This window comes from Agrobacterium sp. SOY23 (assembly GCF_027212525.1).
GTDB lineage: Bacteria > Pseudomonadota > Alphaproteobacteria > Rhizobiales > Rhizobiaceae > Agrobacterium > Agrobacterium tumefaciens_I.
The window spans coordinates 406764-428647 of record NZ_JAPWDT010000003.1 but is presented as its reverse complement, the minus strand read 5'-3'; the positions used below and the strand labels follow the sequence as shown (position 1 = coordinate 428647).

Here is a 21884-nt window from a genome sequence, read left to right as displayed (position 1 = left end):
CCGGCCGCCTTAATGATAGGCGGGTGGCGTGATCGAGAATCTTGCCGCAAGCTCCGAGAAGGCGGCCCGTGTAACGGGATCGACAGGCGCACCTTCCCTCTCCCGCTTTGCCGCCACGGCCCATTCCCGGTCGCCCGGCGCCATGACCTTGCAATCGTCCCGGGCCGGCGATCCCCGCAGCACTTCGAGATAACGTTTCATCCCTTCATCAAACACGTCGCGTTCCAGGAAGGCCTCCGGCTTCAGCGCCAGGACGAAGGCTCCGAGCCCGCGCGGCGTCGAAAAATCAGGCCCGCCCATGGGGGCGAGATCGAAGCTGAGCTTCATGCCGGAGAGAACCGCGCTGAAAATCTCGACCACGCCCGCCAGCGCCGCCCCCTTGAAACCAAATTCGCCACCGACCGGGGCAAGCATCTCGACGGCATTGGGATCGCGCGTATCCACGCCATCGCCATTCGAGGCAACACCCTGCGGCAGTTGCTGGCCAAGGCTCCGGTAAAGCAGGACGCGATTATAGGGCACGGCGCTGGTGGCCATATCGAGAAGCCAGGGCATGTCGTCCACCGCCGGCACACCGACCGCGATGGGGTTGGTGCCATGGAACCGCATGGCACCATCATGCAAACGCACGAAACTGTCCGAATTGCAGAAGGCGAGGCCGATATAGCCCTGCCTGGCCGCTTCCAGCGCATAGGCCCCGGCGGGGCCGAAGTGCGAGGAGTTGCGGATCGCCACCGCGCCGATACCGAATTTCCCGGCAAGCGCCATGGCATTCTCCATGGCCGCATAGGTGGCGCGGGCGCCATGGGCGTGGTCGGCATCGAGCGTTTCCACCGCGCCGAAGCCGGATACGCGGTTGATCTGCGGCCGCCGATTGAGGCGCCCGCCTTCAAGTGCGGTGACATAATGCGCGAGCAGGCGAACGCCGTGGCTGTCTACACCGAGCCTTGTGCCATGCATCATCGCCCGGGTCGCCGCCTCGGCTGTTTCCTCATCGGTACCGACGGCCAGGAAAACGGCGTGGCAAAACCGCTCCAGCTCAGAAAGCCTTGCCAGAACGGTGATGTTTTCATTGCTGTGTGACATGAGGGGGAAATCCTCCCAATTCCAGAATCCGTGTGGCACAGGCTAGTCACGGGGCGCGTTTTTGCAATGGAGTATCGTGCGAAAAAACCGGATAAACGCAACGGGATACGGTACACGCTTACATCCGTCATTCCGGGCTTGGGGGAAGATTTCCGAGATGCGGGGCGTTCTTGCGAACACGTCAACACCGTCAGCCGATCGCAGATCCCCGGGGTAAGCCCGAGGATCACGGAGGCGTATTTGGCAAATGTCGCCATTCATCTGGCGGCGCCCCTATGTTCGAAGCTTAGTTACTCCGAACATCCTTAAGCCAATGCGACGATCAATCGTCCGCAGCCATGGTGTCGTATGCACCACGCTCGCCGGCGATGATGGCGCGCTTGCCGACATGGTTGGCCGGACCGACGATGCCTTCCTGCTCCATGCGCTCGACCAGCGAGGCAGCGCGGTTATAACCAACGGACAGGCGGCGCTGGATATAGGAGGTGGAGCACTTCTTGTCGCGCATCACCACCTTGACGGCCTTTTCATAAAGATCGTCACTGTCATCCTCGCCCATGGCGGTCTTGTCGAAGACGGCGGCTTCCTCTTCCGCCTCTTCTTCGCCCTCGTCGGCGTCTTCCGTCACGGTGCCGAGATATTCCGGACGACCCTGCGTCTTCAGATGCGCCACAACCTTTTCCACTTCCTCATCGGAAACGAAGGGGCCGTGGACACGGGCGATGCGGCCGCCGCCCATCATGTGCAGCATGTCGCCCTGGCCGAGCAGATGCTCTGCGCCCTGTTCGCCGAGGATGGTACGGCTGTCGATCTTCGAGGTCACCTGGAAGGAGATGCGGGTCGGGAAATTCGCCTTGATCGTGCCGGTGATGACATCGACCGAGGGACGCTGGGTAGCCATGATGAGGTGGATGCCGGCGGCGCGCGCCATCTGCGCCAGACGCTGGATCGCCCCTTCGATCTCCTTGCCGGCGACCATCATCAGGTCGGCCATCTCGTCGACGATGACGACGATGTAAGGCATCGCCGTGAGGTCCATTTCCTCCTGCTCGTAGACCGCTTCGCCAGTGGCGCGATCAAAGCCGGTCTGCACGTTGCAGAATACGGTCTCGCCCTTGGCGCGGGCTGCTGCCGCCCTTGCATTATAACCGTCGATATTGCGCACGCCGAGACGCGACATCTTGCGATAACGGTCTTCCATTTCGCGCACGGCCCATTTCAGCGCCATGACCGCCTTTTTCGGATCGGTGACCACAGGCGTCAGAAGATGCGGGATGCCGTCATAGACCGAAAGCTCGAGCATCTTCGGATCGACCATGATGAGGCGGCACTCTTCCGGCTTCAGACGATAGAGCAGCGACAGGATCATGGTATTGATGGCGACCGACTTACCGGAACCGGTGGTGCCGGCGACGAGCAGATGCGGCATCTTTGCCAGTTCGGCGATAACCGGTTCGCCGCCGATGGTCTTGCCGAGGCAGAGCGCGAGTTTCTGGCGGGTTTCGCTGTAATCCGTCGCTTCGATCAGTTCGCGCAGATAGACCGTTTCGCGCACCGGGTTCGGCAGCTCGATGCCGATGACATTGCGGCCGGGCACGACAGCGACACGCGCCGACAGCGCCGACATGGAGCGAGCGATATCATCCGAAAGACCAATGACGCGCGAAGACTTCACACCGGGGGCAGGTTCGAATTCGTAAAGCGTCACCACCGGACCGGGACGGACATCGATGATTTCGCCCTTGATGCCGAAATCTTCCAGCACGCTTTCGAGAAGCCCGGCACTCTGTTCCAGCGCTTCGGGCGTCATGGTCGTGGTCTGCTGGACACGGGCTTCCTGCAGAAGATCAATGGAGGGATACTCATATTCCCCGTCCGCAAAGACGGGCGCTTCGCGGAACATCGGCTGCGAGGCCTGAATGGGGGCGCGGGCGGTGAAACGCGGCTCGGCCGCAATTCTCTCCACCGGTTGAACCTGTTCCACAGGTTGCTGCAGTTCGGCAACCACAGGCGTTTCCGCCACGGGCTGCGGCACGACTTCCTGTTCGGGAACCGTCATGGCGGCAGGAAGAACGGCATGACGCACACCGATCTCACGATAAAGCCTGATCGCGGAACCGCCCGGCACGGTGACGACCGGCGGCTCGGCCGAAAGCACGATGGCAGGGGCTGCGAGCTGTGCGGGAGCAACCGGCGCGACAGCCACAGGCGCGGTAACGACGGAATTTGCAAGCACGGCGCGCGCGGACTCCGACACGCCTTCGCCAGCGCTTTCAGGCAGATCGAGCGTCATCACTTCCCAGAACAGCTCATCCGGCAGATGGGCGGCGAAAGCGGGAATGGTCGCCTGCGGTATGACGGCCTGAACCGCATCGACAAGCGGCACGATGGTTTGCGGTTGAACCGGCGAATACACCTGATGGGGAACTGCCTCCACGGCAATCGCAGTTTCCGCCCGCGCCGGCATTTGTGCCGCGGCGGCGGCCTCTTCCGCCTGCTTGCGGGCAAGCTCCAGCCGCAATTTATAGGTCAGTGCCCGTGCACCCCGCGCATCCGGCGGCTGCGGCAGAAATGGCATGCGCGGCGGCGCTACGCGCTGCTCCGCCAGCTTCACCGCTGGCTGGGAGGCGGAAACGGCTTCCTGCGGCACGGTCTGCTGCTGCACCATTGCCTCCGGCTCCGCCGTTTCGGGCAGAGCGACCGTGGTGATGTCCTCTTCCGGAATATGGGGCGTCTCAACCGGCATGCGGCGGGCAAAGGCGCTTTCCGGCGTGCGGGTGAAACGGACATTAGGACCGAGCACGAAAGCATTCTGCCAACCGGGCATCTCGGCGCGGCCTTCAATGGCGTCGGCTGCACTGATATCGGCATTCGGCCGGGGTGCGACACCCGCCTTCATCGCCGCCGTCTGCTGGCCGGCAGCGGTGTGGCCGCCGGCATGACGAGCCTTCTCGCTCCCCTCCCCTACGCTATTGGACGAATTCTGGAATCTGGATCGGGAGAAGCTCATGGCAGCGTGCACACTCATCATAAACGTACATATTTCGGTCCCTTTGAAATAGAAAATAAAGGTTAATTACCCCTTTCCAAACCGTGGCGCCGGGGCATATTTTCCTGCGACCGAACGGCGCGATATCAAATCAAGCAATTGTTTTATTTTATTAATTCCATTTTTCGAGACGGAATATTTACCGGTGCGCCGAAAGAAAGCGGTCCAACCGATCGCGAGCCTGAGGACAACGCCCGAAAACCTTCCTCCGTCATGCTCGAGCCTGTCCAGAGCATCTGCAACGTATTGATTTTACGATACATGATTGGCTCTCCCCGGGACAGGCAGAGGATGGTGCCACGTGCCGTGGATGGCTGTCGGCAATCTGCGAGGTGATTGTGCGTAAAGCATACTGTTTCTCCAAACAGCCCCGCAACGTAAAAACATTGCTGTAAAGCCAGTGATTTAACGTGGACACTGCCGAGGTTGCAGTCTTAAGATCGGGCAGGCCGCGGCCCCGCGGAAAGGCCCGCCCACCCTCGTTTCCGGAGTGAATTCATGTCGCCTGTCCACTTGTCTCGCCGTTCGCTTCTCAAGACCACGCTCGCTCTTGCCGCAACCACGGGACTGGCGGGCATCGCGGCCGCCCAGCAGGCGGCATCGGGCGGACGGCTGATCGTCGCAGCCGATTCGGAACCGAAGAACCTCAACCCGGCCATCGTCGCCTCCAACGGCGTGTTTTACATCGCGAGCAAGATCATCGAGCCGCTGGCGGAAGCCTCCTTCAATGGCAAGGACGGGCTGGAGCCACGGCTTGCCACCGAATGGCAGGGATCGGATGACGGCTTGAGCGCCACGTTCAAACTGCGCGAAGGCGTGACCTGGCATGACGGCAAGCCATTCACTTCGGCGGATGTGGCCTTTTCGGCGCTTTCCGTCTGGAAACCGCTGCAAAATCTCGGCCGGCTGGTCTTCGCCAATCTCGAAAAGGTGGAAACGCCTGATGACCACACGGCCATCTTCCGCTTTTCCAAGCCCACGCCGTTCCAGCTCATCCGCAATGCGCTGCCGGTCGTCACCAGCGTCGTGCCGAAACATCTTTATGAAGGCACCGATATCGCCACCAATCCGGCCAATACCAAACCGGTCGGCACCGGGCCTTTCGTCTTTGCCGAATATAAGCCCGGTGAATATTATCGCCTGACCCGCTATGCGAATTACTGGAAGAAGGATGAGCCGCAGCTCGAAGAGATCATCTATCGTGTATTGCCGGACCGGGCGGGCGCGGCCTCCGCGCTCGAAGCGGAGGAAATCCAGCTGGCCGCCTTTTCCGCCGTGCCGCTGGCCGATCTTGACCGTATCTCCAAGGTTCCGGGCATCAAGGTGATTGCCGATGGTTACGAGGCGCTGACCTATCAGCTCGTCGTGGAAATCAACCATCGCCGCAAGGAACTGGCCGATCTCAAGGTGAGAAAAGCCATCGCCCACGCCATCGACAAAAAATTCGTCATCGACAAGGTTTTCCTCGGTTATGCCACGGCATCCACCGGTCCGGTGCCGAAGAACGCGCCGGAATTTTACACCGACGATGTCGAGACCTATGATTTCGATGTGGCCAAGGCCAACGCCCTGCTGGACGAGGCGGGTTATCCGCGCGGCGCGAACGCAACGCGTTTTTCGCTGAAGCTTCTGCCGGCGCCCTATTTCAACGAAACCAAGCAGTTCGGTTCCTATCTTCGTCAGGCGCTTCAGCAGATCGGCATCGAAGCCGAGCTGGTCAATAATGACTCCGCCGCGCACCAGAAGGCCGTTTATACCGATCATGCCTTCGATCTTGCCATCGCGCCGCCGGTCTTCCGCGGCGATCCGGCGATTTCCACCACCATTCTCGTGCGTTCCGGTATTCCGGCCGGTGTCGGCTTCTCCAATCAGGGCGGTTACGAAAACAAGGCGCTGGACGACTTGATCGACAAGGCGGCAGTGACGGTGGACACGGCGGCGCGCACGGCGCTCTACAGGGATTTCCAGAAACAGGTCGCCGCCGATCTGCCGCTGATCAATGTCGCCGAATGGGGCTTCATCACGGTGGCGCGCGATACGGTCAAACATGTCGCCAGCAATCCCCGCTGGGCCGTTTCCAACTGGGCGGATACGGCGGTCGACACCTGAGGACACGTCGTGAAACGCGCAGCGACATTGCTGAAGCGAAGGGCAGTCAGCGCCATTCCGGTGCTGCTGATCGTTCTCATCTTCACCTTCGTGCTGCTTGAAAATGCATCTGGAGACGCCGTGGATGCCTATCTGGTCTCCATCGGCGGCGGCGATGCCGGGCTCAGGGATGTGTTGCGCGAGCAATATGGCCTGAACGGTTCGATGTTTGCCCGTTTCTGGCTCTATGCCAGCTCGGTGCTACGGCTCGATCTTGGCTGGTCACTCGCCTTCGACCGGCCGGTGCTGGGGCTGATCCTCGAGCGGCTGCCGAACACGCTTCTCCTGATGGGCAGCGCCACGGCGCTCGCCTTCATCCTCGGCACCGCGCTCGGCATCATCGCCGGCGCGCGCCCCGGCGGGCTGACGGACCGTGTGCTCTCCACGCTGTCGCTCACGCTTTATGCTACGCCGGGCTTCTGGCTCGGCCTCGTTCTCGCCATCGTCTTTGCCGTACAACTGAAGTGGCTGCCCACCTCCGGCATCGAAACCATAGCATCGGGCAAGCAGGGATTTGCAAGGGCGCTGGATGTTGCCCGCCATCTCGTGCTGCCCGTCGCCAGTCTCGGGCTGATCTATATGGCGCTTTTCCTGCGCGTCATGCGCACCGCTATGGCGGCGATCTGGCCGCTGGATTTCGTGCTTTTCGCCAAGGCCAAGGGGCTTTCGAAACGACGGATCGTGCTGCGCCATGTCGCCCGCAATGCCGCGCTGCCGCTCGTCACCGTGCTCGGCCTGCAGGCCGCAACCATGCTGGGCGGCAGCGTGGTGATTGAAAGTGTCTTTGCCATTCCCGGTTTCGGCCGGCTGGCGCAGGAGGCCGTCAGCGGCCGCGACACACCGCTTTTGATGGGCATCATCCTGACCAGCGCCGTCTTCGTCATCCTCGTCAATCTCGCCGTCGACATCCTCTATGCCGTGCTCGATCCGCGCATCGGCAGCGGGGAGCAAGAGGCATGAGTTTCGTTTTCCGGCTCCTGCGCAGTTTCGAAGGTGCTGCGGGCGTCATCATTCTGGCGCTGCTTGCAGCAACGGCGTTTGCCGCTCCCCTTGTTTTTCCGGGCGACCCGCTCGCCATCGTCGGCGAACCATTGATTGCACCCTTTACGAATGCGGCCCTGCCGCTCGGCACTGACCGGCTGGGCCGCGACGTGCTGGCAGAACTTGCCCATGGCGCGCAGGCATCCCTGCTCGTCGGCATGGGTGCCGCCGCCGCCGCGCTGATGATCGGCACCGTCATCGGCACGATTGCTGGATTTGCCGGTGGCCTCGTGGACGAGGCGCTGATGCGCGTCACCGACGCCTTCCAGATCGTGCCGAATTTCCTGCTCGCGCTCGCCTTCGTCAGCACCATCGGCCCCTCCATGCCCATCGTCATCCTCGCCATTGCGCTTGGCGCATGGGCGGATCCGGCGCGGCTGATGCGGGCGCAGGTCTTGAGCATTCGCGAGCGCGACTATGTGCAATCCGCCCGCGCCATCGGCATGCATCCGCTGGAAATCGCGTTCCGGCAAATATTGCCCAATGCGCTGCCGCCTGTTCTGGCGCTCGCCGCCATCATCGTCGCCGCCGCCATCCTCACCGAAGCCGCATTGTCCTTCCTCGGGCTTGGTGATCCGAATATCGTCACCTGGGGTTCGATGATCGCGGAAGGACGCAATGTCCTGCGTTCTGCGGCGTTTTTATCCGTCATTCCCGGCATCGGCCTGCTGGTCACGGTTCTCGGCGTCTATCTTCTCGGCGAAGGCGTCAATCGGGCGATGGCAACGAGGAGGCAAACGCAATGAGCGGCAAGGCCCTTTGCCGGATCGACGATCTCCACGTTCGCTATGCGGCAAGCGCAGCACCGGCGCTGCGGGATATTTCGCTGACGATCAGGCAGGGGCAGAGACTGGCGATCATCGGTGAAAGCGGCTCGGGAAAATCCACGCTCGGCAAGGCAATCGCCGGGCTTCTTCCCGGAAGCGCGCGGGTTTCAGGCGATATCTCCTGGAGCCGCGACAGCGGCCTCTTCGCCGGCAGGCCAATGCCGGGGCGCGATATCGGCACGATCTTTCAGGACACCGGCGCGACACTGAACCCGGTTCTGACGATCGGCGAACAGGTGGCGGAAGGTGCCGTACAGCATCTCGGCCTTTCCTGGAGGCAGGCGCGCGATCTTGCCCGCGACCTTCTGGAACGGGTGCGGCTGCCGCATCCTTCCCATCTGCTTGCCGTCTATCCGCATCAGCTTTCCGGCGGGCAAAGGCAGCGCGTGGCGATTGCCGCCGCCATTGCCGCCAACCCCACGATCCTGATCGCCGACGAGGCGACGAGCGCGCTGGACACGGTGACCCAGGCAGCCATCGCCGCGCTGCTGGATAACCTGGTGCGCGAGGGAAACAGAACGCTGGTCTTCATTACCCATGATATCGGCCTTGCCTCCAGCCTTGCCGACGAGATCGCGGTTCTGCGCGCTGGACAGCTGGTGGAGCACGGACCGACGCGGAGTGTGCTTTCCGCGCCCGCCCATGAGTATACGCGCGCGCTGCTTGCCGATTATCTCGATCTCTCCACGCCACCGCTCATCAGCGAGGCCGCGTCATGAACGAAGCCCTTCTGAACGTTGACGGACTGTCGAAGACCTATCGCACCGGCGCAAGAACGGTTTCGGCGCTTTCCGAAATCTCCTTTTCGCTTCAGCCCGGCGAAACGCTGGGCCTTGCTGGCCCCTCCGGCTGCGGGAAATCGACGCTGGCGCGCGTTCTGATGCGGCTGATCCCAGCCGATGCGGGAACCGTCCATTTCGATGGCCGCGACTGGCTGGCGCTTGACGGCACTGAGTTGCGCGCGGCACGGCGGCAGATGCAGATGGTGTTTCAGGATACGCATGGCGCGTTCAATCCGCGTGCCAGTGTCGAGGACGCCATAAGCGAGCCGCTGCGCATCCATCGCATTGTCGAAAGACGCGAATGCGCAGCGGAAATCCGCCGCCTTCTCGACCGCGTCGGCCTGCCCGCCGCCTATGCCGGCCGTTCGGTCTTCGAGCTTTCCGGCGGCCAGAGGCAACGTGTCGCGATCGCACGCGCCATCGCGCTCAAACCGTCGCTTCTCATTCTGGATGAAGCCGTATCGGCGCTCGATGTTTCGGTACGCCGGCAAATCCTCGAACTGCTGGTGGAAATACAGCGAGAAACGGCGGTTTCCTGTATTTTCGTTTCCCATGATCTCGCGGTCATCCGCGCCGTCTGCCACCGCGTCGCCATCATGGAGGCGGGGCGGATCGTCGAAATCGGCAGGACCGCAAATATCGTTGCCGCACCACAATCCTCGACCGCCAGAACCCTGATCGAGGCCGCGCCGCGGCTGACCGTCACCACGCAAGGATAAGACATGCCCACCCCGGATTACGCATTGCTGCTCGACCCGCCCGCTTTTCCTGCAGAGCGCTACGCCGTGCTGGCCGACCGGCTGGCCGCACTGATGGGCACGGAGAACGACGTGCTGCTGATACAGGCGGAAGCCGTGCTGGCACTTGAGGCGGCGGCCACCAGCCTTGCGCGGTCGGGCCTAAAAGCGCTCAACATCGTCACCAGCCCCTATGGCGCATGGTTCGGCGGCTGGCTGGAACGGGGCGGCGCGACGGTGCGCAACCTGACCGCCAGCCCGGCAAAACCCATCACGCTTCAGGAAGTCGAGCGAGCACTGGACGAGGGTCCGGACTTCGATCTTCTCGCCATCGTCCATGCGGAATCGGCAAGTGGCATTCTCAACCCCCTGCCCACCATTGCAGCGCTCGCCCGGGAAAGGGGTGTCGTCACCCTCGTCGATGCCGTCGCCTCCATCGGCGGCCATGCCTTCGAGGTCGACCGGCTGGGCGTCGATATCGCCGTCATCGGGCCCCAAAAGGCGCTGGCCGGCCCGGCCGGAATCTCCGCCATTTCCGTCAGCGAGAGGGCATGGGCACTTCTTTCGCATCGTCAGGCCCCGGAAAACTCCATGCTCTCGCTTATGGACCAGAAGAAGCTCTGGCTCGATGCCGGTCGTGGCGCGCTGCCCGGAACGCCGGCACCGCTGGAATTCTACGCGCTGGAAGCGGCGCTCGACCGGATAGAGGCGGAAGGTCTCACATCCGCAAACGAACGCCACGAACGGGCGGCGGCCGCCACCCGCAATGCCATCAGGGCGCTTGGCATCCCGACATGGGTGGAGGAGGCACATGCTTCAGCGCTGGTTTCCACGGCGATCCTGCCGGATATGGTCGAAGCCGGGGCGTTTCTCGCCGCTGCTTCCAGGCAGCAAGGCGCGGATATTTCCGGCGGGGTCGGCCCCGGCGCGGAGCGGCTGATAAGGCTCAATCACACTGGCCGCCGTGCAAACCCGCATGCGGTGAGAGCCAATATCACCGCCCTCTCAAGCGCCCTGAAAAGCCTCGGCCATGCCGCAGATACCGATTCCGCGCTGGAAGCCGCCGAAAAAACCTATTCCGACACCGCTGCGAACGGCGCTTGATGGTGCCGATAAACGTTCATTGCGCGAAATTCGTCAGCGGTGGAATATCAGTCACAACATTGTTGTTAAAAATAGTAGACAAATTCCCCGGCCAATCTTGACGAAATCATGGCAAGGCGCGAAACTTAACGCACTGTTAACTCGCGTGAAGAAGGGAAACGGCCATGGTAGCAGGGTTCAACATGCTCTCCTTTGACCTCTTTGGCATCGGCCGAAGAATGCCCGTCATAAACGAGCGGGTGGAGACCGATTTTCAGGACAAGACTCCGCGCAGACCGGATGACGAGTCGAACGATGACGACCGCGATCAGGAATATGAACTGTTCTTCTGGTCGCTTTATCCGGTGATCTGAGTTTCCGGCGCGGGTCGGTGACGGGTCGGACTGCGGTTTTTGGCACCGGCGCTGAGCCTTGCCAGGAACGTCCGGTTCATTCAATGATTGGCGCATGCGCCGGTCCGGAAACGAAAAAAACTCTGCAAACAGAGACCTGAAACTGCTGCGACGCCTTCTGCGCGCCAAGGACCATATGGACTCGGCACCGCATGAGGCGTGGCCTGTTTCACGCCTTGCGAGCGTCAGCGGCGCCTCGCAGGCCCATTTCGCAAGATCGTTTCGCGATGCCTTCGGCATACCCCCACACCGTTATCTGCTGACCCGCCGGGTCGAGCGCGCCGTAGCGCTGTTGCGTGACACGGATCTTCCTATCATCGACATCGCCTTGCAGACCGGCTGGAACAGCATCGGCACATTTGGCCGCGTTTTCCGCGATGTGACCGGGGAAAATCCGAGTGAATTGCGGCGGCGAATGCGGGTTTCACCGGGTGATCTTGAACATGTTCCCCATTGCTTCGTCAGCGCCGCCCATCGCCCCCATCTCAAAATGGCAGTTTCGGAGAAGCGCCGGGAGACGAAAAGCGGTAGGCACGACGAGCAAAAGGGAGATAGCTCATGAAAAATGGTGTTCAAGTCGTCGGGCTTTATGTTCATGATCAGGACGAGGCGCTGCAATTCTATGTCGAGAAAGTTGGCTTTCGTGTGCATACGGACGCACGCAATGGCGATTATCGCTGGTTGACCGTCCAGCACCCGGACCAGCCGGACTTCCAGCTGGGCCTGTTTCGGCCGCAGGCCCCGACCGTTGACGAGGTGACGGCGCAAAATCTGAACGAAGCCGTGGCCAAGGGCGCCATGCCGCCGCTGGTTCTCGTAGTCGAGGATTGCCAGAAAGCCTTTGACGCCATGCACAGGCGCGGCGTCGAATTCACCCAGGAACCCATCACCCGCTACGGCTCGGTGGATGCGAGCTTCCGCGACCCTTCCGGCAATGGCTGGAAGCTCGTTCAGGCCCGTTGAAGCGCCGATGTGTCACATTCCATCATGGATGCTTTTTCTTGGGGGCAACTTTGATCTCGCGAAACTGGATAAGGCAGGGCCATCGATGGCTGGGCATTCTGCTGACCGTCACCATTCTGGCGAATTTCGCTTCGATGGCCTTCGGCCCGACGCAACCGGTGATCATTTATGCCCCGCTGATGCCGTTGACTTTGCTTGTTTTCAGCGGGCTGTACATGTTCTTCCTGCCATATCCGGGAAAGCCGCAGGCCCCTTCGAGAAAGTAAGCAGATAAGCGACGGGCTGGCTCCCGCGGTTGCGGAAAACGTTACTCAAAATGTTTCAGCCCCGGGGTTGAGCCCGGGGCTGATTGAAAAAAGCGATCCGCCGAAACGGCCCTGCCTTTAGTGGTTGTCGCGCGGCAGGCCCTTGGTCTGGGCAATGCGCTGGTACTTGACGGCCGGTTCCAGAACCGCGCCGGTTTCCATCTGACTGACGATGCCGCGCTGGATTTCCTGCCATGGCGTCTGGTGGTCGGGGAACTTGTAACCGCCCTGAGCCGTCAGCGCTTCGTAACGCTTGGCCAGTTCCTCGCCGGAAATCAGGATATCCGCCTTGCCGCGACCCACATCGATACGGACGCGGTCACCCGTCTGCAACACGGCCAGACCGCCGCCAGCCGCTGCTTCCGGCGAGGCATTGAGGATGGATGGGCTGCCCGACGTGCCGGACTGGCGGCCATCACCGATGCAGGGCAGCGAACTGACGCCTTGCTTCAAAAGATAATCCGGCGCGCGCATGTTCACCACTTCCGCCGCACCCGGGTAACCGATCGGACCGGCGCCGCGCATGAACAGAATGGTGTTGGCGTCGATATTCAGCGACGGATCGTCGATGCGGTGGTGGTAATCCTCCGGACCGTCGAACACCACGGCGCGGCCTTCGAAGGCTTCCGGATCGTTCGGGTTGGAGAGGTAACGGCCACGGAATTCTTCCGAGATCACGCTTGTCTTCATGATGGCCGAAGAGAACAGGTTGCCGCGCAGAACGCGGAAGCCGGCACGCTCCTTGAGCGGCTGCTCATAGGGGCGAATGACCTTCTCGTCCTCGATGATCGCGCCGCGGCAATTGTCGCCGATGGTCTTGCCGTTGACGGTCATGGCGTCTTCCATGATCAGTCCCTGGCTCATCAGCTGGTTGACGACAGCGGGTACGCCGCCGGCATGGTAATAATCCTCGCCGAGATATTCGCCGGCCGGCTGCAGGTTGACGAGCAGCGGTACGTCTTCGCCATAGGTCTGCCAGTCATCCACCGTCAGCTCGACGCCGACATGGCGGGCAAGGCCATTGAGATGGATCGGCGCATTGGTGGAGCCGCCGATGGCCGAATTGACGCGGATGGCGTTGATGAAGGCATCCTTGGTCATGATGTCGGAAGGCTTCAGGTCTTCCTTGACCATTTCGACGATACGCAGGCCGGTGAGGTAGGAGACTTCCTGACGGTCACGGTATGGCGCCGGAATGGCGGCGGAGCCGGGAAGCTGCATGCCGAGCGCTTCGGCGAGCGAGTTCATGGTCGTTGCCGTGCCCATGGTGTTGCAATAGCCGGTGGACGGGGCCGAAGACGCAACGAGCTTAACGAAGCCCTGGTAATCGATCTCACCCTTCGCCAGCAATTCGCGGGCCTTCCAGACGATGGTGCCGGAGCCGGTGCGTTCACCACGGAACCAGCCGTTCAACATGGGGCCGACGGAGAGCGCAATGGCCGGAATGTTGACGGTGGCCGCCGCCATAAGACAGGCAGGCGTGGTCTTGTCGCAGCCGATGGTCAGAACGACGCCATCGAGCGGATAACCGTAAAGCACTTCCACGAGGCCGAGGTAAGCAAGGTTGCGGTCGAGACCCGCCGTCGGGCGCTTGCCGGTTTCCTGGATCGGGTGGACCGGAAATTCGATCGCAATGCCGCCCGCTTCACGAATACCTTCACGCAGGCGGTTCGCCAGCTCCAGGTGGTGGCGGTTGCAGGGCGAAAGGTCCGAACCCGTCTGCGCGATACCGATGATCGGGCGGTCGGACTGAAGCTCGGCCTGGCTGAGACCGAAGTTCATGTAACGCTCGAGATAAAGCGCGGTCATGTCCGCATTGGCGGGGTTGTCGAACCAGGCGCGCGAGCGCAGCTTGCCCTGAGTTGCAGGAAGATTATCGGATGTCGTCATGATGCGGGTCTCCAGCCGGAAGTGGCCAACGGTAAAATATTACGAATTGCGACAAGCTTATGTTGTGCGCAAGAAAAATGGAATCAGCGTCTGGGAGATCACGCATAACCGACAGTGCAGGCCCAGACGAGTGGCATTAGGCTGCTCTTCGGCTTTAACCGAATATTTTTCGGCATTTACGGCCATCGCGGGACTGCGCAACGGAATCTCCCTCCCTATTTTGCCGGCTCAATCATGGTCCTGCGACCTATAAATCCCGACAAAAAACATCTTCTTATTTGTATTACTATTAGACGTTGCCGCACCCTGTCAAGCGATATGGCATTTAACGAAGCGGCAATGCCGGTTGTTCAAACCAGAAAACATGAAATGCTTATAATATTGATTTTTATTGATTTATTTCAGAATCTCGCGCTCTGAATGTCACTTTAAAATTGAAATATGCGAAAATGCCCCTTTTCAAGAGTATTACTATATGCTCATAGTGTGGCCGTCACGCTGACATCATCTCTGGGAGGAATAAGATGAGAAAAGCTCTCGCGACAGCCACTGTCGCCGTTTCGCTGTGCCTTGCATCCAGTGTTTCCGCAAAATCGCTCACCGTCGGCTTCTCGCAGATCGGTTCGGAATCCGGCTGGCGCGCGGCTGAAACCACCGTCACGAAACAGCAGGCCGAAAAACGCGGCGTCACGCTGAAATTCGCCGATGCGCAGCAGAAGCAGGAAAACCAGATCAAGGCCGTTCGCGGTTTCATCGCGCAGGGCGTGGATGCGATCCTGATCGCACCCGTCGTCGCAACCGGCTGGGATGCCGTGCTGAAGGAAGCCAAGGAAGAAAAAATCCCTGTCATCCTGCTCGACCGCCAGATCGAGGCTTCGGACGATCTTTACCTGACCGCTGTCACCTCGGACCAGGTCCACGAAGGCAAGGTTGCCGGCGACTGGCTGGTCAAGGATGTCGGCTCGAAGGACTGCAAGGTCGTCGAACTTCAGGGCACGACCGGCTCTTCCCCTGCCATCAACCGCAAGAAGGGCTTCGAAGAAGCCATTGCTTCGCACAAGAACATCAAGATCGCGCGTTCGCAGACCGGCGACTTTACCCGCACCAAGGGTAAGGAAGTGATGGAAAGCTTCATCAAGGCCGAAGGCGGCGGCAAGGATATCTGTGCCGTCTATGCCCATAATGACGATATGGCCGTCGGCGCTATCCAGGCCATCAAGGAAGCAGGTCTGAAGCCCGGAACCGACATCAAGGTCGTCTCCATCGATGCCGTTCCTGATATCTTCAAGGCCATGGCCGCCGGTGAAGCCAATGCAACGGTGGAACTGACGCCCAACATGGCAGGCCCCGCCTTTGACGCGCTCGAAGCCTATCTGAAAGACAAGAAGGCACCGCCAAAGTGGATTCAGACCGAATCCAAGCTCTACACGGCGTCCGACGACCCGATGAAGGTCTACGAGGCGAAGAAAGGCCTGGGCTACTGAGCCATTTCTTCGGAGGAACGGCGCAAGGTTTGCGCCGTTTCTTTCGGCTGTTTGGGGAAAGGGAAAACTTTCCGGCTCAGCATGCAGAGTGATTGCGTATGGAGCGGGCCGGTGCCGCTTCACGCGATCACCAAGCGCCCTTATGGCGAGACCTATATTTCGATACGGAACCTGCTCAATGTCCGAAACGGCACCACTTCTGGAAGCACGCGCCATCGGCAAATCCTTTCTCGGGATCACGGCGCTCGATAATGTCGATTTTTCGCTCGGGCACGGTGAAATCCATGCGCTTCTCGGCGAAAACGGCGCGGGCAAATCGACGCTGATCAAGATTCTGACCGGGGTTTACCACCGCGACAGCGGTTCGGTGTTTCTGGAGGGCGGCGAAATTTCGCCCGCCAATGTCGGCGAAGCGCAGGCGCTCGGCATCGGCACCGTCTATCAGGAAGTAAACCTTCTCGAAAACCTGACGGTTGCCGAAAACCTGTTTCTCGGCCGCCAGCCGCGCCGCTTCGGGCTGATCGACCGCGGCACGATGCAGAAAAAATCGCAGGCGCTGCTTGCCCAATATGGGCTTTCCATCGACGTCAACGTCCTGCTTTCCAGCTATTCCGTCGCCATCCGGCAGATCATCGCCATTGCCCGCGCCGTCGATCTTTCCGGCAAGGTTCTGGTGCTGGACGAACCCACCGCCAGCCTCGACGCTCATGAGGTCGAGATGCTGTTTGGCGTTTTGAAGAACCTGCGCGCCCGTGGCATCGGCATCGTCATCATCACCCACTTCCTCAATCAGGTCTATGATATCGCCGACCGCGTGACGGTGCTGCGCAACGGTCGCCTTGTCGGTACGCGTGAGATCGGCAGCCTGCCGAGATCCGAACTCATTTCCATGATGCTGGGCCGCGAGCTTCAGCACATTACCCATGAGCACCAGGCGACCGACGATACCGTCGCCGAGGGCGAACCGCCGATCCGGTTCGAAGGTTACGGCAAACGCGGCAGCATCGCCCCCTTCGATCTCGGCATCCGGCCAGGAGAGATCGTCGGCGTCGCCGGCCTTCTGGGTTCCGGCCGGACGGAAACGGCCTTCCTGCTGTTCGGCATAGACCGGCCCGATACCGGCACGGCAACGATCGACGGCAAGGCGGTGACGATTTCGTCTCCCGAGGCGGCGATTGCGGAGGGCTTCGGCTTCTGCCCGGAGGAACGCAAGGCGGACGGCATCATTGGCGACTTTTCCGTCACCGACAATATTGCCCTGGCGTTGCAGGCCCGGCAGGGCTGGGCGCGACCGCTGTCTCGCCGGCAGAAGGCGGAACTGGCCGAAAGCTTCATCAAATCTCTCGATATTCGCCCCGCCGATCCCGACCGGCCGATAAAATTCCTGTCCGGCGGCAACCAGCAGAAGGCCATTCTGGCCCGCTGGCTCGCCACCCATCCCCGGCTTCTGATCCTCGACGAGCCGACACGCGGCATCGATATCGGCGCGCATGCGGAAATTCTGAAAATGATTGAAAAACTCTGTAGCGAAGGCATGTCGCTCATCGTCATTTCCTCCGAACTGGAAGAGCTCACCGCCGTTGCCCATCGCGTCGTCGTGCTGTCCGACCGCCGCCATGTCAGCGAATTGAAGGGTGGCGAGGTGACGGCCGACAACATCATGCGGACGATTGCGGATGCGGCCAGAACGGAGGCGGCGTGATGGTGGCTGTAACCCGACGGCTGAAAAGGCTTGCACCCCAGCTCGCCGCCCTCTTTATCATTCTGGCAGCGATTACAATCATTTCGCCGGGCTTTCTTCATGTTTCATTCCAGAACGGCCGGCTCTATGGCAGTCTGGTGGATATTCTCGTGCGCGCCGCCCCCGTGGCGCTTTTGACCATCGGCATGACGCTGGTCATCGCCACCAAGGGTATCGACCTGTCCATCGGCGCGGTGATCGCTATCTGCGGCGCAGTCGCCGCCACGCTCATCAGCAACGGCCATTCCATCCCTTCCGTCATCGCCATCTCGCTTGCGGTGGGCATTGCCTGCGGTCTGTGGAACGGCGTGCTGGTCGCCCTTCTCGACATACAGCCGATCATCGCCACGCTGATCCTGATGGTGGCGGGACGCGGCATCGCCCAGCTCATCACCGAAGGCGTCATCCTCACCTTCAACAATGACAGCTTCTCCGCCATCGGCTCCGGCGCATTTGCGGGCATTCCGCTGCCCGTCATCATCTGGCTGGCGGCGGCGCTCATCATCGGCCTTCTGGTCCGCAAGAGCGCGCTCGGTTTCCTGATCGAGGCGACCGGCATCAATCGCCGTGCGGCAGCGCTTGCCGGGGTCAGGGCGCGCTTCCTTCTGTTTTTCGTCTATGCTGTCTCCGGTCTCTGCGCGGCCGTCGCCGGCATGATCGTGACCGCCGATATTCGCGGCGCGGATGCCAACAATGCCGGCCTGTGGCTGGAACTGGACGCGATCCTTGCGGTGGTGATCGGCGGAACCTCGCTGAACGGCGGCCGCTTCTCCATCACCGCTTCGCTGATCGGCGCGCTCATCATCCAGACCATCAATACCGGCATTCTCGTCTCGGGCTTCCCGCCGGAATTCAACCTCATTATCAAGGCGGGCATCATCATGGTGGTTCTGACGCTGCAATCGCCGGCGATCATGGCCGTCCTCGGTTTCGTGAAAGCGCCGAAGCCGCACGCCAAACCGGCCGCCGCCAACGGCATGACCAAGGAAGGAACCGCGCGATGATCCACAGCCGCAACCTGCCCTTCCTCACCACGCTGACGATCTTCGTCATCGCCTATCTGCTGTGCGTGCTGCAATATCCGGCGATCTTCTCGACCCGGGTGATCGGCAATCTTCTGACCGACAATGCCTTTCTCGGCATTGCGGCCGTCGGCATGACCTTCGTCATCCTGTCGGGCGGCATCGATCTGTCCATCGGCTCGGTCATCGCCTTCACCAGTGTCTTCGTAGCGGTGATGGTCGGCACCTATAATATCCATCCGCTTCTGGCCTTCGCCATCGTGCTGGCAATTTCCACGCTGTTCGGCTGCCTGATGGGGGCGATGATCCGCTTCCTGTCGATCCCGCCCTTCGTGGTGACGCTGGCGGGCATGTTTCTGGCGCGCGGCGCGGCCTATCTTATATCCACGCAATCGGTGCCGATCTCGCATCCCTTCATCGACGCGATACAGGGCTTCTATTACCGTTTTCCCGGCGGTGGTAGGTTGACGGCGCTCGCCATGCTGATGCTTCTCGTCTTTGCCGCCGGCATGCTGATTGCCAGCCGCACCCGCTTCGGCGCCAATGTCTATGCGCTGGGCGGCAACCCGCAATCGGCCGAGCTGATGGGCGTACCGATCAGCGCAACGACCATCGGCATCTATGCGCTCTCCGGTTTCCTGTCGGGGCTCGCCGGCATCGTCTATACGCTCTACACCTCTTCCGGTTATTCGCTGGCGACGGTCGGCGTTGAACTCGACGCCATCGCCGCCGTCGTCATCGGTGGCACGCTTTTAACCGGTGGCACGGGGCTGGTGGCGGGCACCTTCATCGGCCTTCTGATCCAGGGGCTGATCCAGACCTACATTGTTTTTGACGGGACGCTTTCCTCCTGGTGGACGAAAATCGTCATCGGTGTGCTGCTTTTCGTCTTCATCGTGTTGCAGCGCGCAATCATCTGGTATTCAAACAGGAGACTGGCCGGACCGCATCCGGCATAACGGCAAACGGAGGCTTGCTTGGGGCTGCTCGAAACGACGATTAGCGGGCGAAAACGCCGGAACAGCCACGCCCATGTGGTCTCCGAACTCGGCAGCGCCATCGTCTCGGGCAGGATCGCGGAGGGCTCGCTGCTGCCCAATGATGCGGAGCTCTCCATGCGTTTCGGCGTCTCGCGCACCGTGCTGCGCGAAACCATGAAGACGCTGGCGGCCAAACGGCTGGTGGAACCCAAGGCCAAGGTCGGCACCCGCGTTCTCGACCGTTCGAGCTGGAACTTCTTCGATCCTGACGTGCTGGGCTGGCGCTGCGAGGCCGGCATTGACCAGGAATTCGTCAAGCATCTGGCGGAAATCCGCCTGGCGCTGGAACCGGCGGCGGCAGCGGCGGCGGCCCTGCAGGCCTCCAATGACGATATTGTTTCCCTCTACGTGATCGCCGCCAAATTCGACAATCCGAACCATACGCCGGAAAGCATTGCCAAGGTCGACCTCGAATTCCACCTTGCCGTGGCGCATATGTCCGGCAATCCCTTCATGCGTTCGGCAAGCGGGCTGATCGAAGCCGCACTTGCGATTTCCTTCCAGCTTTCGTCACCGGCCGCTTCGCCCGGCACCATTGCCGAGATCGCGTCCAACCATCTACGCATCGTGCACGCAATTGCCGCGCGTGACGCGGATGCGGCGGTGAAGGCCATGCGGCACGTGATCGAGGTGGGAAAAGACCGGACGCAGAAGGCGATCAAGACGGTTTGAGGAGCAGATCAAGGTTTTCGCGTCGTCACCCCGGACTTTACCCAGGGTCCAGCGCGATCAAGTCCTTGATCGCAAAAAACTCTTTTCACGGCGCAGACGCGCCGTGACTGGATGCCGGATCAAGTCCGGCATGACGAAGGAAAGGTTTTCATCACGAAATAGGACCCGCACGGATGTAGGTCCTTTTTCTTCGACCAGCATCTTACCCCTGCGAGGCCTCGACCTGCGGCACCGCGCCCCGGCGTGATGCCATCAGCGATGCGCCGAGAAGGGCGGAGATCGCCACGAAGACGAAGACCATGGTCGCGCCATGAAGATCGATCAGCAGACCACCCAGAACCGCACCGCTGGAAATGGCGATCTGGAAGGTGGTGAGCAGCAGCGCGCCGGCACTTTCCGCCTCATCGGAAGCAGCGCGGGTGATGAAGCTCTGCACGCTGACCGGCACCGCACCGAAGGCAAAACCCCAGGAGGCGATGGCAAGGCCGGCGATCAGGGGCGAGGCACCCGCAATGACCAGAACGGAAGCCGATGCGGCAATCAGTGTCGCGGCAAAAGTTACCGCCCATGCTGTGTTTTTCTCGGCGAGGAAACCACCGAAGAGATTGCCGAAAAAGCCGCCGATACCATAAGCCAGAAGGACGAGCGAAATCGCCTCTACGCCAAATCCCGTCACATTTTCCAGGAAGGGGCGGACATAGGTGAAGCCGGCAAAGTGGGCCGCAACGATGAAGAGCGTCGTCAGAATACCGATGCGGACCTGTGGACGCTGCAACAGCCGGAACATGGTGGAAAGCCCGGGAGCGCCGGCCGGGGGCAGCGAGGGCACGGTCAGCAATTGCACGATGAGTGCGAGGACGCCGAGCGCACCCGAAACGACGAAGGCCGAACGCCAGCCGAGCGTCGCGCCGATCCATGCGCCGACCGGCGCGGCACAGACGGTGGCAACGGAAACCCCTGTCAGGATGATGGCCATGGCGCGCGGCATTTTATCGAGCGGCACGAGCCGGAGCGCCAGCGCCGCCGACATGGCCCAGAAGCCGCCAAGGCCGATGCCCAGCAGGACGCGCGAGGCAAACAGCATGACGAGACCATTGGCAAAGGCGGCCAGCGCGCTGGAAATGATCAGCAGTGTGGTGAGCCCAAGCAACGTCCAGCGGCGGTCGATACTGCGTGTGCCGATAACAACACCGGGGCCGGCAACCGCCGCAACCAGCGCCGTGACGGTGATGGACTGGCCGGCAATACCGGAGCTGACGGCAAGATCGGCCGAAAGCGGCGTCAGAAGGCTGACCGGCAGGAATTCCGCCGTCACCAGCCCGAAGACGCCGAGCGCCAGCGAAACCACCGCGGCCCACTTCGCATCCGGCTCCGCCTGACGCGGCACATATTCGAGTTCGTTTATGGTCCGGTTGTTCATCAAAATCTCCTGATGCGCATCGTTAAAAAATGCGCGCTGAAACGGAAACGCAAAGTGGTGAGGCCGATGGGGAGGCAGGTTCAGGGCCCGCAAATCGATGCACCCAAGCTACGCGTGACAGCCCGGCGTTTCCATGCTAGAAAATCCATATTCCTTAACCAATCGTCCGAATTTGCGAGAG

The 21884-nt window shown here is 61.2% G+C and carries 18 protein-coding genes; 14 read left to right on the top strand and 4 right to left on the bottom strand.

Annotated elements, in window-relative coordinates; all coding sequences use genetic code 11:
• Nucleotides 1-9: 9 nt before the first annotated feature.
• Entirely contained in the window at nucleotides 10-1086 is a 1077-nt protein-coding gene (locus tag O3S81_RS10795; RefSeq protein ID WP_269343028.1) for an Ldh family oxidoreductase, read from the bottom strand.
• Nucleotides 1087-1408: 322 nt separating this feature from the next.
• Nucleotides 1409-4117 carry a DNA translocase FtsK gene (locus tag O3S81_RS10790; RefSeq protein ID WP_269343027.1) on the bottom strand — a complete coding sequence of 903 codons (2709 nt, stop codon included), beginning with the start codon at nucleotides 4115-4117 and terminating at the stop codon, nucleotides 1409-1411.
• A gap of 516 nt (nucleotides 4118-4633) precedes the next feature.
• Between O3S81_RS10790 and O3S81_RS10785 the strand changes: the two genes are divergently transcribed.
• The 9 genes from O3S81_RS10785 (at nucleotide 4634) to O3S81_RS10745 (ending at nucleotide 12129) form a co-directional block, all read left to right on the top strand.
• Nucleotides 4634-6244, top strand: a complete 1611-nt coding sequence (locus O3S81_RS10785) for an ABC transporter substrate-binding protein (protein WP_269343026.1) — start codon at nucleotides 4634-4636, stop codon at nucleotides 6242-6244.
• A 9-nt stretch (nucleotides 6245-6253) separates the two neighbouring features.
• On the top strand, nucleotides 6254-7243 hold the full coding sequence (locus O3S81_RS10780) for an ABC transporter permease (protein WP_269343024.1): 990 nt from the start codon (nucleotides 6254-6256) through the stop codon (nucleotides 7241-7243).
• The gene (locus O3S81_RS10775; RefSeq protein ID WP_269343022.1) at nucleotides 7240-8070 is read left to right on the top strand and encodes an ABC transporter permease; all 831 of its coding nucleotides are present in this window, start codon (nucleotides 7240-7242) and stop codon (nucleotides 8068-8070) included. Before O3S81_RS10780 ends, O3S81_RS10775 begins: the two co-directional genes overlap by 4 nt.
• Nucleotides 8067-8870 carry an ABC transporter ATP-binding protein gene (locus tag O3S81_RS10770; protein ID WP_269343021.1) on the top strand — a complete coding sequence of 268 codons (804 nt, stop codon included), beginning with the start codon at nucleotides 8067-8069 and terminating at the stop codon, nucleotides 8868-8870. The genes O3S81_RS10775 and O3S81_RS10770 overlap by 4 nt, the downstream gene beginning before the upstream one ends.
• Nucleotides 8867-9652 carry an ABC transporter ATP-binding protein gene (locus O3S81_RS10765; protein ID WP_269343019.1) on the top strand — a complete coding sequence of 262 codons (786 nt, stop codon included), beginning with the start codon at nucleotides 8867-8869 and terminating at the stop codon, nucleotides 9650-9652. Before O3S81_RS10770 ends, O3S81_RS10765 begins: the two co-directional genes overlap by 4 nt.
• A 3-nt stretch (nucleotides 9653-9655) precedes the next feature.
• The gene (locus O3S81_RS10760) at nucleotides 9656-10774 is read left to right on the top strand and encodes a pyridoxal-phosphate-dependent aminotransferase family protein (RefSeq protein WP_269343017.1); all 1119 of its coding nucleotides are present in this window, start codon (nucleotides 9656-9658) and stop codon (nucleotides 10772-10774) included.
• Between the two features lie 164 nt (nucleotides 10775-10938).
• Nucleotides 10939-11127 (top strand): hypothetical protein, encoded by a 189-nt coding sequence (locus O3S81_RS10755; RefSeq protein ID WP_269343015.1) that lies wholly within the window; start codon nucleotides 10939-10941, stop codon nucleotides 11125-11127.
• Between the two features lie 94 nt (nucleotides 11128-11221).
• Nucleotides 11222-11728 (top strand): helix-turn-helix domain-containing protein, encoded by a 507-nt coding sequence (locus O3S81_RS10750; RefSeq protein ID WP_269343012.1) that lies wholly within the window; start codon nucleotides 11222-11224, stop codon nucleotides 11726-11728.
• A complete protein-coding gene (locus O3S81_RS10745) occupies nucleotides 11725-12129 on the top strand; it encodes a VOC family protein (RefSeq protein ID WP_269343011.1) in 405 nt (134 codons plus the stop codon). The genes O3S81_RS10750 and O3S81_RS10745 overlap by 4 nt, the downstream gene beginning before the upstream one ends.
• A gap of 383 nt (nucleotides 12130-12512) precedes the next feature.
• On the opposite strand, the gene O3S81_RS10735 is transcribed toward O3S81_RS10745, so the two are convergent.
• Complete coding sequence (locus O3S81_RS10735) at nucleotides 12513-14324, bottom strand: IlvD/Edd family dehydratase (protein ID WP_269343009.1); 1812 nt, start codon at nucleotides 14322-14324, stop codon at nucleotides 12513-12515.
• Between the two features lie 524 nt (nucleotides 14325-14848).
• Here O3S81_RS10735 and ytfQ point away from each other — a divergent pair.
• From ytfQ to O3S81_RS10710, 5 genes are all read left to right on the top strand, one after another.
• On the top strand, nucleotides 14849-15808 hold the full coding sequence (ytfQ, locus tag O3S81_RS10730; protein ID WP_269343007.1) for a galactofuranose ABC transporter, galactofuranose-binding protein YtfQ: 960 nt from the start codon (nucleotides 14849-14851) through the stop codon (nucleotides 15806-15808).
• Between the two features lie 178 nt (nucleotides 15809-15986).
• Nucleotides 15987-17510, top strand: a complete 1524-nt coding sequence (locus tag O3S81_RS10725; protein ID WP_269343005.1) for a sugar ABC transporter ATP-binding protein — start codon at nucleotides 15987-15989, stop codon at nucleotides 17508-17510.
• Nucleotides 17510-18553: an ABC transporter permease gene (locus O3S81_RS10720; RefSeq protein WP_269343003.1), complete on the top strand. Its 1044-nt coding sequence runs from the start codon at nucleotides 17510-17512 to the stop codon at nucleotides 18551-18553. The genes O3S81_RS10725 and O3S81_RS10720 overlap by 1 nt, the downstream gene beginning before the upstream one ends.
• Nucleotides 18550-19530, top strand: a complete 981-nt coding sequence (gene yjfF, locus O3S81_RS10715) for a galactofuranose ABC transporter, permease protein YjfF (RefSeq protein ID WP_269343002.1) — start codon at nucleotides 18550-18552, stop codon at nucleotides 19528-19530. The genes O3S81_RS10720 and yjfF overlap by 4 nt, the downstream gene beginning before the upstream one ends.
• Before the next feature lie 18 nt (nucleotides 19531-19548).
• Entirely contained in the window at nucleotides 19549-20283 is a 735-nt protein-coding gene (locus O3S81_RS10710; protein WP_269343001.1) for a FadR/GntR family transcriptional regulator, read from the top strand.
• Nucleotides 20284-20485: 202 nt separating this feature from the next.
• Here O3S81_RS10710 and O3S81_RS10705 read toward each other — a convergent pair whose 3' ends face one another.
• Complete coding sequence (locus O3S81_RS10705; RefSeq protein ID WP_269342999.1) at nucleotides 20486-21703, bottom strand: MFS transporter; 1218 nt, start codon at nucleotides 21701-21703, stop codon at nucleotides 20486-20488.
• Nucleotides 21704-21884 lie beyond the last annotated feature (181 nt).